The organism is Streptomyces xanthii, from assembly GCF_014621695.1.
Taxonomy (GTDB): Bacteria; Actinomycetota; Actinomycetes; order Streptomycetales; family Streptomycetaceae; genus Streptomyces; species Streptomyces xanthii.
In genome coordinates, this window is the sequence record NZ_CP061281.1 from 3679591 (window position 1) to 3694213 (window position 14623).

Here is a 14623-nt window from a genome sequence, read left to right on the forward strand (position 1 = left end):
TCGCGACCAGAGCAGGTCAAGTGTGCCGAATAATCAACGTTCCACCCATGAGCAACCACCGTCGAACGTTTGCCGACGTAATGGCCCTGGACCACCAAGCAAGCTTGGCGGCCTAGATGCTCCTTAGAAAGGAGGTGATCCAGCCGCACCTTCCGGTACGGCTACCTTGTTACGACTTCGTCCCAATCGCCAGTCCCACCTTCGACAGCTCCCTCCCACAAGGGGTTGGGCCACCGGCTTCGGGTGTTACCGACTTTCGTGACGTGACGGGCGGTGTGTACAAGGCCCGGGAACGTATTCACCGCAGCAATGCTGATCTGCGATTACTAGCAACTCCAACTTCATGGGGTCGAGTTGCAGACCCCAATCCGAACTGAGACCGACTTTTTGAGATTCGCTCCACCTTGCGGTATCGCAGCTCATTGTATCGGCCATTGTAGCACGTGTGCAGCCCAAGACATAAGGGGCATGATGACTTGACGTCGTCCCCACCTTCCTCCGAGTTGACCCCGGCGGTCTCCTGTGAGTCCCCATCACCCCGAAGGGCATGCTGGCAACACAGAACAAGGGTTGCGCTCGTTGCGGGACTTAACCCAACATCTCACGACACGAGCTGACGACAGCCATGCACCACCTGTACACCGACCACAAGGGGGGCACTATCTCTAATGCTTTCCGGTGTATGTCAAGCCTTGGTAAGGTTCTTCGCGTTGCGTCGAATTAAGCCACATGCTCCGCTGCTTGTGCGGGCCCCCGTCAATTCCTTTGAGTTTTAGCCTTGCGGCCGTACTCCCCAGGCGGGGAACTTAATGCGTTAGCTGCGGCACCGACGACGTGGAATGTCGCCAACACCTAGTTCCCACCGTTTACGGCGTGGACTACCAGGGTATCTAATCCTGTTCGCTCCCCACGCTTTCGCTCCTCAGCGTCAGTAATGGCCCAGAGATCCGCCTTCGCCACCGGTGTTCCTCCTGATATCTGCGCATTTCACCGCTACACCAGGAATTCCGATCTCCCCTACCACACTCTAGCTAGCCCGTATCGACTGCAGACTCGGGGTTAAGCCCCGAGCTTTCACAATCGACGTGACAAGCCGCCTACGAGCTCTTTACGCCCAATAATTCCGGACAACGCTTGCGCCCTACGTATTACCGCGGCTGCTGGCACGTAGTTAGCCGGCGCTTCTTCTGCAGGTACCGTCACTTTCGCTTCTTCCCTGCTGAAAGAGGTTTACAACCCGAAGGCCGTCATCCCTCACGCGGCGTCGCTGCATCAGGCTTTCGCCCATTGTGCAATATTCCCCACTGCTGCCTCCCGTAGGAGTCTGGGCCGTGTCTCAGTCCCAGTGTGGCCGGTCGCCCTCTCAGGCCGGCTACCCGTCGTCGCCTTGGTGAGCCACTACCTCACCAACAAGCTGATAGGCCGCGGGCTCATCCTTCACCGCCGGAGCTTTCAACCCACCACCATGCGGTGGCGGGTGTTATCCGGTATTAGACCCCGTTTCCAGGGCTTGTCCCAGAGTGAAGGGCAGATTGCCCACGTGTTACTCACCCGTTCGCCACTAATCCACCCCGAAGGGCTTCATCGTTCGACTTGCATGTGTTAAGCACGCCGCCAGCGTTCGTCCTGAGCCAGGATCAAACTCTCCGTGAATGTTTCCCCGTAATCGGGGTGACACCACGAGAGCGGAACCAGAGGGAGGAATAATCCCTCGGTTCACAGCGTCCTCGCTGTGCGCCTACCGGACAGTGCCCGGCAGGACTTTTTCAAAGGAACCTCGTCCCAGCCGAATGGCCGGAGACGGGGTATCAACATATCTGGCGTTGATTTTTGGCACGCTGTTGAGTTCTCAAGGAACGGACGCTTCCTTTGTACTCACCCTCTCGGGCTTTCCTCCGGGCGCTTCCCTTCGATCTTGCGTTTCCGACTCTATCAGACCGTTTCACCGGCCGATTTCCTCGGGGTCTTGCTGGTCTTGCTTTTTCGCTTTCCGGCCTTTCGGCCTTCCTGCGGTGTCGACTCTATCAGATCCTTTCGGGCCTGATTCCCAGTCAACCGGGTTTGTCTTCGCGGCTGTTGGGCCGTTCCGACGTTCCAAACATTAGCGGATCCTCGCGGCAGTTCCTAATCGAGTCGATCGGGTCCTGCGCAACCCAATTTCGAATGCAATTCGGACATGCCGAAATCATTCCCGTTGGGAGATCGTGCTGGTGTGTGGGTGCCGCGTTCGCGGCGGAAGGTGTTGTCGCAGAACCGTTACGGCCCCGCGGCAACCCGAAGAACTCTACGGACCGGGGAGGGGCGTGTCAACCCCCACCCGGTGAACACCCTGGCGGGTTCCGTGCGGGGCCTCAGTCCAGGTCGTTGAGCCGGCCGCCGGCGTCCGGCTGGGCGTGCTCGACGCGGCGGAGCAGGCGGGTGAGAACCTCGCCGAGCAGGCCCCGCTCCACGGAGGTGAGGTCCTGGAGGAGGTCCTCCTCGAAGACCGTGGCGAGGCGCATGGCCGCCAGCCACTTCTCGCGGCCCTCTGCGGTGAGCTCGACGATGACGCGTACGCGGTTGCTCTCGTCGCGGTCCCGGGTGACCAGGCCCTCCTGGACCATCCGGTCGATGCGGTGGGTCATCGCGGCCGGCGTGAGGCCGAGCCGCTTGGCGAGCTCGCCGGGGCCCATGCGGTACGGGGCGCCGGACAGGACGAGGGCCTTCAGGACCTCCCACTCGGCGTTGCTGATGCCGATCTCCGCGGTCTGCCTGCCGTACGCCACGTTCATGCGCCGGTTGAGCCGGCCGAGCGCCGAGACGATCTGCTCGACCTGGGGGTCGAGGTCCTGGAACTCGCGCTGGTACGCCGCGATCTGCTCTTCGAGGGTCGGCTCCGCTGTCGGTCCGTCGGGGTTGTCCGCCATGCCGCGAAGTATGGCACGCGGCCAGTTGGCGTCGAAGTCCTTCGAGGTGTACTGTTTAGCTTCTAACTTTAGGTTCGAAGTCTTCAGGGTGAAGGCTTCACGGAAGAGGCAGGTGAAAGTGACCAGGGCGATGGGCGCCGCGATGCGGCGTGTGCAGGTGGGTAGCGCGCTGAGTTCGTTCGGCGTGGGCTTCACGGTTCCGTTCCTCTATGTCTATGTGGCAGAGGTCCGGGAACTGGGGGCCGGTGCGGCGGGCGTCGTGCTCGCCGCGTTCGCGATGGCCGCCCTCGTCGTCCTGCCGTTCACCGGCCGCGCCATCGACCGGCGCGGCCCCATGCCCGTCCTGCTCGTCGCGTCGGGTGTGGCGGCGGTCGGGGCCGTCGGGCTCGGGCTCGCCGTCAGTGAGCCGGCGGCCATCGCGGCCGCCGCCGTGCTCGGCGCGGGCACCGCCGTGCTGCAGCCCGCGCTCGCCACGATGATCGTCTGGTGCTCCTCCCCGGAGACCCGGACGCGGTCCTTCGCCATGCAGTTCTTCCTGCAGAACCTGGGACTCGGCATCGGTGGCCTGATCGGCGGCCAGATCGTCGACGTGAACCGGCCGGACAGCTTCCTGCTGCTCTTCGGCATCGAGGCCGTCATGTTCCTGGTGCTCGCGGGCATCGTGCTGACCGTGCGGATGCCGCAGGGGCAGCACCTGGGTGAGGCCGCGCCCAAGGGCGACTCCAAGGGCGGACTGCGCACGCTGCTCGGGCACCGGGCGATGGTCCAGCTGTGCGTGCTGGGCTTCGTGCTGTTCTTCGCCTGCTACGGCCAGTTCGAGTCCGGGCTGAGCGCCTACGGTGTCGAGGCCGCCGGGATCTCCCCGTCCACCCTGGGCATCGCCCTCGCGGCGAACACGGCGATGATCGTCGTCGCCCAGTTCGCCGTCCTGAAGTTCGTGGAGCGTCGCAAGCGCTCGCGCGTGATCGCCGCTGTGGGCATCATCTGGGCCGTCGCGTGGGCGGCCGCCGGGTGGGCCGGCCTCGGGGGCGGCAGCCAGGCCATGGCCACCGCCGCGTTCATCTCTACGTACGCGCTGTTCGGGCTCGGTGAGGCGATGCTGTCGCCGACCGTGGCGCCGCTGGTCGCCGATCTGGCCCCGGACGGCATGGTCGGGTCGTACAACTCGGCGTTCGCGCTGGTCAAGCAGCTCGCGCTGGCCGTCGGGCCGGCCGTGGGCGGGCCCATGGGCGCCGCGCTGCACGGTCCGTACATCGTGACGTTCATGCTGTTCTCGCTCGGCATCACCGTGCTCGGGCTGAGGCTCGGGAAGCGGCTGACGCCGGTGCAGGACCAGCCGTCGCTGGCCGGCAGCCGCGTCGTGATGAAGGGCGCGCCCGAGCCGGCGACCACGGTGTCCGCCGGCTGAAGCAGCAGCGCTCAGGAGGTGCTGTCGGGGAGGACGAACTCGCACCAGACGGCTTTGCCGCCGCCCGGGGTGCGGCGTGATCCCCAGTTCGAGGCGATGGTCGCGACGATCGCGATGCCGCGGCCCGTCTCGTCCCCCGGCTCCGCCCGCCGGCGCCGGGGCAGGTGGTCGTCGCCGTCGGTCACCTCGATGATCAGGCGGCGGTCCGTGCGGCGCAGGCGCAGACGCATGGGCGGGGTGCCGTGCTGGAGCGAGTTCGCGACGAGTTCGCTGGCCGCGAGGACACCCAGGTCGTGCAGGTCCGTCGGGAAGCGCCAGCTGGTGAGGACTCCGGAGGCGAAGGCGCGGGCGCGGGGGGCCGCCTCGACGCCGCCGAGCAGTTCGAGCGCCGCGTTGCGGAAGAGCTCGCCGTCGGTGCCCTTGCGGGCCGGGTGCTGGAGGACCAGGACGGCGACGTCGTCGTCGTGGTCGGCGCCGACGCCGAGGGCGCGCATCAGCCGGTCGCAGACGACCTGCGGGGTGCCGGTGGCGCCGGCCAGCGCGCGCTCCAGGGCGGCGACGCCCTCGTCGATGTCCTCGTCCCTGCGCTCGACCAGGCCGTCCGTGTAGAGGACGGCGGTGGAGCCGGGGCCGAGCGGGACCGAGCCCGAGGCGTGCAGCCAGCCGCCGGTGCCGAGGGGCGGCCCGGTGGGTTCCTCCGCGCGGTGGATGGTGCCGGTCTCGTCGCGGACGAGGATCGGCAGATGGCCCGCGGACGCGTAGACGAGGCGGCCCTCGTTGGGGTCGTGGACCGCGTAGACGCACGTGGCGATCTGGTGCGGGTCGATCTCGGTGGCGAGGCCGTCCAGCAGTTGCAGTACTTCGTGCGGGGGCAGGTCGAGGCGCGCGTAGGCGCGGACGGCGGTGCGCAGCTGGCCCATGACCGCGGCGGCGCGGACGCCGCGTCCCATGACGTCGCCGATGACGAGGGCGGTGCGGCCGCCGCCGAGAGTGATGACGTCGTACCAGTCGCCGCCGACCGCGGCCTCGGTGCCGCCGGGCTGGTAGGTCGCGGCGATGCGCAGGTCGTCGGGCTCCTCCAGTTCCTGCGGGAGCAGGGAGCGCTGGAGGGTGACGGCCGTCTCGCGCTGGCGGCGCTCGCTGGTGCGCAGCCGTTCGGCGGCCTCGGCGTGGTCGGTGACGTCGGCGGCGAAGATCAGGACTCCGGGGCCGCCGTCGGTCTCCAGCGGGGTGCAGGTGACGGTGTACGAGCGGCCGCCGGAGGTCTTGCGGGACTTGACCGTGCGGGGCTTGGAGCTGCGCAGCACCTGGTCGAGGAGCGGCAGCAGGCTCAGTTCGTCGAGCTCGGGGAGCGCGGTGCGGGCGGGTTCGCCGGCGGGGCGGTCGCCGAAGGCGGCCACGTAGGCGTCGTTGAGGTAGGCGACGCGGTGCTCGGGGCCCTGGACGAGGGCGACGAGGCCGGGGATGCGGTCGAGGACGTCGCGGACCGGGAGGGTGTCGAGGCCGCCGTCGGGGCTCTCGTCGGGCCTGCGCTCGGCACGGGCCGCGGGGACGGCGCCCTCGCCTCGCTGGGGTGCTCCGTGGTCGGCTCGCGCTGCCGCGCGGCGCTGCGTTCCGGGGAGCCGGGCGCTCCAGCGGGTGAAGTTCACGGTGGGGAAAGCCTCGTGGGGTCGTGGTCGGGCGATGCGCCCGCCCATGGTCGGGGACCAGTCTGGCCGACCGTACTGACAAACGTCAGACGCCGGACCGCCTGCGGTAGTTCCGCGTTCCGTAGGTGGGGCCGTGTGTGCGGCCGGGTGCGGGGCCGTCGGGGCCGCCGTCGGGCCGTGGGACGGGCGTCAACGGTGCGGTCAGGACGACCCTTTCGGGTCCGGGGAGGGATCGTCGGTGGGTCCCTTCGGCGGGTCGGCAGAAGGGTCCGCAGGAGGGACACCACCGGCCGCGAGTTCGAACTCGGCGCGCGGCCGCTCCAGGGAGCCCAGCGAGACGATCTCTCGCTTGAACAGGCCGGAGAGCGTCCATTCGGTCAGGACACGGGCCTTTCGGTTGACGGTCGGCACCCTGCTGAGGTGGTAGACGCGGTGCATGAACCAGGCAGGGTAGCCCTTCAGCTTGCGTCCGTAGACGTGTGCGACGCCTTTGTGGAGGCCGAGGGAGGCTACGGATCCCACGTACGCGTGGGCGTAGTCGGTGAGGGGTTCGCCGCGCAGGGAGGCCGCGATGTTGTCGCCGAGGGTCCTGGCCTGGCGGACGGCGTGCTGGGCGTTGGGCGCGCAGGTGCGGCCGGGTGCGTCGGCGGTGGTGTCGGGGACGGCGGCGGCGTCGCCGGCGGCCCAGGCGTGCGGGGCGCCGTCGACGGCGAGGGCGGCGGTGCAGGTGAGGCGGCCGCGGTCGTCGAGGGGCAGGTCGGTGGCGGCGAGCAGCGGGCTGGGTTTGACGCCGGCGGTCCACACGACGGTGCGGGTGGGGAAGCGGGAGCCGTCGCTGAGGACGGCGACGCGGTTCTCGCAGGATTCGAGGCGGGTTTCCAGGCGCACGTCGATGTTACGGCCGCGCAGTTCGCGGATCGTGTAGCGGCCCATCTCGGGGCCCACTTCGGGCAGGATCCGGTCGCTGGCCTCGACGAGGATCCACTTGAGGTCCTCGGGTTTGACGTTGTGGTAGTGCTTCGCGGCGAACCGGGCCATGTCCTCCAGCTCGCCGAGGGCCTCGACGCCCGCGTAGCCGCCGCCGACGAAGACGAAGGTGAGGGCGGCGTCGCGGATCGCGGGGTCGCGGGTGGAGGAGGCGATGTCGAGCTGCTCGATGACGTGGTTGCGCAGGCCGACGGCTTCCTCGACGGTCTTGAAGCCGATGCCGTGGTCGGCGAGTCCCGGCACGGGCAGGGTGCGGGAGATCGAGCCGGGGGCGAGGACCAGTTCGTCGTAGGCGATCGAGGCGGGGCCCGTGCCCTCGTCGGAGCTGGCGAGGGTGGTGTAGCGGGCGGTGCGCTTGGCGTGGTCGACGGACTCGACCTCGCCGACGATCACCTGGCAGTGCGGCAGGACGCGGCGCAGCGGGGCGACGACGTGGCGCGGCGAGATGGATCCGGCGGCGGCCTCGGGCAGGAACGGCTGGTACGTCATGTACGGGTCGGGGGTGATCACGACGATCTCCGCGTCCCCGCTGCGCAGCTCCCGTTTGAGCTTCTTCTGGAGGCGCAGGGCCGTGTACATCCCGACGTATCCGCCGCCGACGACGAGAATGCGCGCTGTGGGGGTCGTCCCCCGGTCGTTTGCTGCCCTCACCCTCCCATGACGCATCGGGCTCCTGCGTTTGTCCACAGCCCCGACAATTTGTGTGACGGAACGGAGTGCGCCGTACCGGTTGCTCCGGGGGGTGGGGTTCGCGGGAGGTGCGCAGGTCAGCGGGTGAGGGGGTGGGAGGTGGTGGGGGTGCATTCGGGGCGGAATCCCCGCGTACTCCGTTCGGGGGGCGCTCCGTGCGGAACCTGCCCCTTCTGAATTGACTCCCGGTCAACTATGTTCGTGTGCTGTCGGGGTGTCGGGGGACGCACTGACGGCGCCGCGGGACGGCTGCCGGACTTCTCTGTCGGTTCCTCACGCTCCGGCTGACAAATGACGGGGAGTGTCTCCGGGGGGAGACGTCATTACCGGGGGAACACATATGCACATTCAGGATTCTCATTGGACCTCGGCGTCCACCGTGACGCCGACGAGTGTCCCCGGCGGGGCCAATGGGCGGGGAGCGAGCGACAGTTCCCGGTCCACTCCGCTGCGGGTGGACGCACAGCGCAACCTGGAGCACGTGCTGCGCGCGGCCCGGGAGGTCTTCGGCGAGCTGGGCTACGGGGCGCCCATGGAGGACGTGGCGCGCCGCGCGCGGGTCGGCGTGGGCACGGTGTACCGGCGCTTTCCCAGCAAGGACGTGCTGGTGCGGCGCATCGCCGAGGAGGAGACGGCCCGGCTGACCGACCAGGCGCGCACGGCCCTAGGCCAGGAGGACGAACCGTGGTCGGCGCTGTCGCGCTTCCTGCGGACCTCCGTCGCCTCGGGCGCGGGCCGGTTGCTGCCTCCGCAGGTGCTGCGTGTGAGCGTGGCCGACGAGCAGCCCGCGGCGCACGACGAGGCGCGGGTGCCGCAGCAGCGGGCCGCGGTCGACGGGGCCGACCTGCGGCTCGTGGACCAGCGGACGGCGCCGGCCGAGGTGCTTCCGGCGGACGACGCGGGGGCGGCCGCGCTGCTCGACGTCGTGGGACGGCTCGTGGACCGGGCGCGGGAGGCGGGTGAGCTGCGCACCGACGTGACCGTGGCGGACGTGCTCCTCGTGATCGCCACGGCGGCTCCCTCCCTGCCGGACGCCGCGCAGCAGGCCGCCGCGTCGGCCCGCCTGCTCGACATCCTCCTGGAGGGGCTGCGCTCACGCCCCGCGTGAGCGACCTGTTCTGCGGCCGACCGCGTCTTTGACCGCCCGTGTTCGGCGGGCGGGGGCGGTCGGCCGTTTCGCGTCGGGTGCCTCGGGTCGGCTTCGTGCGGGCGGCTGCCTGTGGGCGGTCGCGCGGGCTCCGGTGCGGATGGCCGACCGTCTGTGACGGCTTGAACACCATGGGTCGAAGGGCTCCGTCACGAACGGCGCGTACGGCGTCTTTGCCGCCAACTGCCTTTGTCTGTACGGCCTTTGACTCTTACCCCAACCGCCGAACACTAGTGCCCCGTGGCCGGAAAACTCCACGGATGAGTGGTTGCGGAGCAGCGACCGGCGCGGTGGGGTGCCTGTGTGGCACTCTTTCCCGGTGGTTCGGGTCAGAGTGGGCGGTCGGGGGCTTCCGCGATGAGCGTTGACGGGCGGGACGAGCAGCAGCCCGGCGGACAGGGAACGAGCGGCGACGGCCGCTCCCCCAGCGATGCCGCACAACAGGTGCCGAGCCAGGGCGGACCGGGCCGGGCCCAGCCGCCCGCGCCGGCCGACCCCGAGGTGTCCGTACCGGCGCAGCGCGAGAGTCTCGGCCCCGATGTCGTGGGCGTGCCGGGATCCGGCGGGGCCGATCTGCCGCCGTCCGACGCCGACCTCATCGGACAGATGCGCGCGGGCGACGACGGCGCCTACGAGGAGCTGTACCGCCGCCACGCGGCCTCCGTGCGCCGCTACGCCCGTACCTGCTGCTGCGACGGACACACCGCCGACGACCTGACCGCCGAGGTGTTCGCCCGCATGCTGCAGGCCGTGCGCGGCGGCAGCGGACCCGAGTACGCGGTGCGCGCGTACCTCCTGACGACGGTGCGCCGGGTCGCCGCGGGCTGGACGAAGTCCGCGAAGCGGGAGCAACTGGTCGACGACTTCGCCGTGTTCGCCCAGCAGGCCTCGCGCTCCAGCGAGGTCTCCGACGACGACACGCTCGAGCTGGGCGCCGACGTCCGCGCCATGCACGAGGCCGAGCAGTCGATGGCCATGCAGGCGTTCCGCTCACTGCCCGAGCGCTGGCAGGCCGTGCTGTGGCACACGGAGGTGGAGGACGAGTCGCCCAGCGACGTCGCCACCCTCTTCGGCCTCGACGCCAACGGCACGCGCGTACTCGCCAAGCGTGCCCGCGAGGGCCTCAAGGAGGCCTACCTCCAGGCCCACGTCTCGGCCACCCTCATCCAGTCCGAGGAGTGCTCCCGCTACGCGGACCGGCTCGGCGCCTACGCGCGCGGCAGCCTGCGCACCCGTGCCGAGCGCGGGCTGCGCAAGCACCTGGAGGAGTGCGCCAAGTGCCGTCTGGCCGCCGGCCAGATCAAGGAAGTCGCCAGCGGTATCCCGGGTGTCGTGCCGATCGCCGTCATCGGTTGGTTCGGTGCCGCCGGGTACGCGAAGGTCGCCGCGATCATCGGCGGCGGCACTCTGGGCGCCGCGGGAGCCGGCGGTGCGGCCGCGGCGACCGGCGGGACCTCGGGCGGCGCGGCCGGTGGTGCCGCGTCGGAGGGGCTCGGCGCCCCGGCGAAGGCAGGTATCGCGGCCGGTGTCGTGGCCACGGGCATCGCCGTGGCCGTCGCCATGGCGCTCACCGGCGGCGACGCGAAGAAGCCCGAGCCGGAGGCGCGCCAGGAGAAGCCGCCGATCTCGCAGCCGATCGTGCCGCAGAAGCCGAAGGAGTCCCCCGAGCCGCAGCCGGAGCCGCCCGCCGCGGCGCCGAAGCCCGAGCCGACCCCGCCGCCGGCCGAGAAGCCGACGCCCACCCCGACACCGACTCCCACGCCGACTCCCACCCCGAAGCCGACGCCGACCCCCACGCCGACGCCGACCCCGACTCCCACCCCGAAGCCGACGCCTCCGCCTCCGGCGCCCCCGGCCGTCTACCAGTGGAACCAGCTCTCGTACGGCGGCCTCGGCGACGGCACCGGGCCGGAGATGCGCTTCGGCAGCACTCCGGTCTGGCAGCGCACCGGCCTGTCGATCGCGGGGCAGCAGTACGCGCACGGCGTCTCGGTGGCGTCGACCTCCTCGGTCACCATCGACCTCAACCGCAGTTGCACCGCCTACGACGCGGTCGTGGGCGTCGACGACATGTCGCTCGGCATGGGCGCGGTTCGCTTCTCCGTCTACGTCGACGGGGCGCAGGCCTGGCAGTCGCCGGTCGTCCGGGGTGACCAGCCGGCGGTGCCCGTGCACGTCGGACTCTCCGGGGCCAGGACGATCCGCCTCGTGGTCGAACCGCACGCCCCGTTCGGCGCCGCGGCGATCGCGGACTGGGCGAACTCCCGCTTCACCTGCTCCTAGAGCAAGCGGCCGGCGCTTCAGCCGGCCCCCGGCCCGAGCTCGCGCCTCAGCCGCTCCTAGGATTCGAGCTCGGTGAGGATCTGGTCCGGGGTGAAGGACCGGCCCTGCTCGCGCAGGGTCTCGTAGCGCGCGGCGCCCAGCTCGTCGCGTGCCCGGGACGCGACGTCCTCGCACGCCTTCCGTTCCGGGTACGGGCGCGCCAGGTCGCCCCGCAGGGCGCCGGACGCGGCGAACAGACGCACAGCGCTCTCCAAGCCGCCCGCCCGCGCCTTCAGTTCGGCCCCTACGTCGATGAGGCCGCCCGTCACCGCCTCCGCGCACTGCTCCATCACCGCGTCCCGCAGCACCGGCACGAGGAGCTCCAGGGCCGCCCGCGGCCCCGACTCGGCCGCCGTGACCCGGGCGTCGAGCGCGCCCAGGACCGCGATGAACTGCGGCGGCGGCGTGCCGGCCTCCGCCAGCGCCCGCGCCTCGTCGCACTGTTCGCGCGCGGCGGCCACCTCACCGTCCGCAAGGAGCAACTGGCCGCGCAGCAGCCGCACGAACGCCGTCGTGTCCGTCACGCCGACCTGTGCCGCCTCGGCATGCGCCACGTCGAGCGTCCGCCACGCCGCCTCCTTGTCGCCGGACCGGTAGGAGATCTCCGCCAGCCGGGCCAGCAGGAACGGCGCCTCCGCGTACGCGCCGACCTCGTAGGCCAGCCGCAGCGACTCCTCGTACTCGGCCTGCGCCTCCTCCAGGAAGCCGCGCGCCATCGCCGCCTCGCCGGCCGCGCTGCTCACCTGGGCGCGCATCCAGCGGTCGCCCACCCTGCGGCTGATGTCCCGCAGCTCGGCCAGATCGCCGTCCACACCCCGCATGTTGCCCGGCATGTCGACCGCGACGTGCGTCCGGAACATCAGCGTCACGCCGATCTCCCAGTCGCCCCCGTACCGCCGGCAGTTGGCGAGCGCCGCGTCCAGGCTCGCCCGCACGTCCCGGCGCTCCTCGTCCAGGAAGAACAGCGAGAACGGCCAGATGATCCCCGGGAAACGGGCGCCCCGCGGGTTGGGCGGCTCGAACGCGGCCTGCACGCGCGCCACGTACTCCCGGTCGGCGTCGTCGCGCACCGTCTCCTGCGGTTTGGTGTCCGCGAGGAGGAACAGGTCAAGCAGCCGCAGATTCATCCGCGGCCAGTACAGCGGATGCTCCGGATCGTCCGGGGTGCGGCGGCCGGGCAGCAACGCGATGACGCGCTCCAGCCAGGCGACCGCCTCCGTACGGTAGTTGCGCAGCCACCAGAACCAGCCCATGAGCAGCGTCAGCGCGATCGCCGTCTCCTCGTCCGGGGCACCGGAGGAGGAGACGGGCTGGGTCGCGCGCGCCAGAGCCGCCCTGATGTTGTCCAGCTCCGTCTCCAGGCGCTGGATCCACGGCAGTTGCTCCGCCGAGCGGATCTTGGGGTCGGCCTCCTCGAGCAGCGCGCGGACGAACGCGGTGTGCCGCTGCTCGGCGTCCCGGCGCAGACCCGGGAACTCGGCGGCGCGCTCGGTCGCGTACTCGTGGATCGTCTCCAGCATCCGGTAGCGCATACCGGCCTCGGAGCCCGGCTGCGGGGTGGCGATGAGCAGGGATTTGTCGAGGAGGGAGCCCAGGGCGTCCGCCGTCGTGGCGGGCGGTGCCGCGCACACCGACTCGGCGGCCTCCAGGTCCCAGCCGCCGGCGAACACCGACAGCTCGCACAGCACCCTGCGCTCCTGCTCGTCCAGCAGGTCCCAGGACCAGTCGACGACCGCGCGCAGGGTCTGCTGGCGGGGCAGCACCGTGCGGCTGCCGCCGGTCAGGAGACGGAAGCGGTCGTCGAGGCGGTCCGCGATCTGGCGCGGGGTGAGCAGCCGGAGCCGGGCCGCCGCCAGCTCGATGGCCAGCGGCAGCCCGTCCAGGCGCCGGCAGATCTCCGCAACTGCCTCCCGGTCCTGGGCGGGGTCGAAACCGGGGCGGACCGCAGCGGCCCGTTCGGCGAACAGGCGGGAGGCGGGGTCCGGCGGCAACGGCTCGACGGGGCGGACGGACTCCCCCGGGACTCCGAGGGGTTCGCGGCTGGTGGCGAGGATCGTCAGGGACGGGCAGTGCGTGAGCAGGGTCTCGGCGAGCTGGGCCGCCGCGTCGATCACATGCTCGCAGTTGTCAAGGATCAGGAGCAGGCCGCGCTGGGCGCAGTGCTCGATGAGGAGCCGCGTCGGGTCGTCCTGCGGCACGGTCGACATCTCGCTCGTCACCAGGACCGTCTCGCGAAGGCCCAGAGCGCTGACGACCGCGCCGGGGACCGCCCTCGGGTCGTCCAGCGGCGCCAGCTCGACCAGCCAGGCCGGGGAGAAGGACGTCGCTGCCTCTTCCGCCAGGCGGGTCTTGCCGGAGCCGCCCGGGCCCGTGAGCGTGACCAGGCGTGCACCTCGCAAGTCAGAACGGATGGCGTCCAGTTCGGGTTCCCGGCCGACGAAACTGTTCAGACGGGGCCGGAGATTGCCGGTCCGGACGGGGGCCCTCGGCGCGGGCGGCTCCACCGGCCCGGCTGATCCGGCCGGTCCGGCCGCCTCGGCCCGTCGCTCCTGCTGGGCCTGCTGGACCGGTTCGGCCGAGGCGGGGGCCGCCGAGAGGAGTTCCGCGTGGATGCGCCGGAGGTCCGGGCCCGGGTCCGCGCCCAGGCCGTCGGCGAGGGTGCGGCGGGCCTGTTCGTACGCGGCGAGGGCGTCGGCGCCCCGGCCCGTCGCGCGCAGGGCACGGATCAGCAGGGCGTGCAGGGGTTCGTCGTACGGGTGGGCCGTGGTCAGTTCCCGCAGTTCCGGTACGAGGTCGGGGGCGCGGCCCAGTCGCAGATCGGCCTCGGCGCGGGCGCGGGTCGCCTCCAGGCGCTGGGCCTCCAGGCGGCGGGCCTCGGGGCGGGTGGCTCCGTCAGGGAGCGGGAGGTCGGTCAGGGCCGGGCCGTGCCACAGGGCGAGGGCGTCGCGCAGGGTGCGGGCCGCGGTGTCCGGGGCGTTCTCGGCGAGGGCGCGGGTGCCCTCCCGGGTGAGGCGCTCGAAGACATGGGCGTCGATGTCGTCGCGGGCGGCGGCCAGGCGGTAACCGGCGGTCTCCGAGGTGACGGCGTCCTTGCCGAGGGCTCTGCGGAGGCGGGCCACGAGGGCCTGGAGGGCGGCCGGGGCGTCCGCGGGCGGGGCGTCGGACCAGACGTCGTCGATGAGGGTGTGGACGGGGGCGGGGTGGGGGTGTGCAGGGCCAGGGAGGTGAGGAGGGCGCGGAGGCGGGGGCCGGCCAGGGGTACGGGTGTGTCGCCGTTCGCGTCGTCGATCGCCTGCGTGGCGCCCAGGATTCTGTACTGCACCCGGGCATTGTCGCCGCTCCGGATGGGGAGGGCGCGGGGTTCACGGGGCTGGGCGGGTCTGCGGTGTGCCCTGTCGGGCGCGCGGCCGTTTCGCTCGGCGTCTGCGCCGCGGCACCCGGCGCTGGGGTTCGGCCCCTACGGCGGCGGCGCTTGAGCCGAGCCCCGATGAATCGCGCGCCCGGCGCCGGGGTG

At 71.1% G+C, this 14623-nt stretch carries 7 protein-coding genes and 1 rRNA gene; 3 read left to right on the plus strand and 5 right to left on the minus strand.

The window, feature by feature from the left end; all coding sequences use genetic code 11:
• Positions 1-127: 127 nt before the first annotated feature.
• A 16S ribosomal RNA gene (locus IAG42_RS16695) occupies positions 128-1653 on the minus strand.
• 698 nt (positions 1654-2351) lie between these two features.
• Entirely contained in the window at positions 2352-2906 is a 555-nt protein-coding gene (locus IAG42_RS16700) for a MarR family winged helix-turn-helix transcriptional regulator (protein WP_188337784.1), read from the minus strand.
• Between the two features lie 130 nt (positions 2907-3036).
• Between IAG42_RS16700 and IAG42_RS16705 the strand changes: the two genes are divergently transcribed.
• Complete coding sequence (locus tag IAG42_RS16705; RefSeq protein WP_188341436.1) at positions 3037-4314, plus strand: MFS transporter; 1278 nt, start codon at positions 3037-3039, stop codon at positions 4312-4314.
• 11 nt (positions 4315-4325) lie between these two features.
• On the opposite strand, the gene IAG42_RS16710 is transcribed toward IAG42_RS16705, so the two are convergent.
• Positions 4326-5963: an ATP-binding SpoIIE family protein phosphatase gene (locus IAG42_RS16710; RefSeq protein ID WP_188337785.1), complete on the minus strand. Its 1638-nt coding sequence runs from the start codon at positions 5961-5963 to the stop codon at positions 4326-4328.
• Between the two features lie 201 nt (positions 5964-6164).
• Complete coding sequence (locus IAG42_RS16715; protein WP_188337786.1) at positions 6165-7616, minus strand: NAD(P)/FAD-dependent oxidoreductase; 1452 nt, start codon at positions 7614-7616, stop codon at positions 6165-6167.
• Between the two features lie 364 nt (positions 7617-7980).
• Between IAG42_RS16715 and IAG42_RS16720 the strand changes: the two genes are divergently transcribed.
• On the plus strand, positions 7981-8748 hold the full coding sequence (locus IAG42_RS16720) for a TetR/AcrR family transcriptional regulator (RefSeq protein ID WP_188337787.1): 768 nt from the start codon (positions 7981-7983) through the stop codon (positions 8746-8748).
• A 396-nt stretch (positions 8749-9144) separates the two neighbouring features.
• The gene (locus IAG42_RS16725; RefSeq protein WP_188337788.1) at positions 9145-11070 is read left to right on the plus strand and encodes a sigma-70 family RNA polymerase sigma factor; all 1926 of its coding nucleotides are present in this window, start codon (positions 9145-9147) and stop codon (positions 11068-11070) included.
• A gap of 56 nt (positions 11071-11126) precedes the next feature.
• Here the strand turns inward: IAG42_RS16725 and IAG42_RS16730 are convergent, their stop codons facing one another.
• The gene (locus tag IAG42_RS16730; protein WP_317453321.1) at positions 11127-14228 is read right to left on the minus strand and encodes a BTAD domain-containing putative transcriptional regulator; all 3102 of its coding nucleotides are present in this window, start codon (positions 14226-14228) and stop codon (positions 11127-11129) included.
• Between the last annotated feature and the right edge of the window lie 395 nt (positions 14229-14623).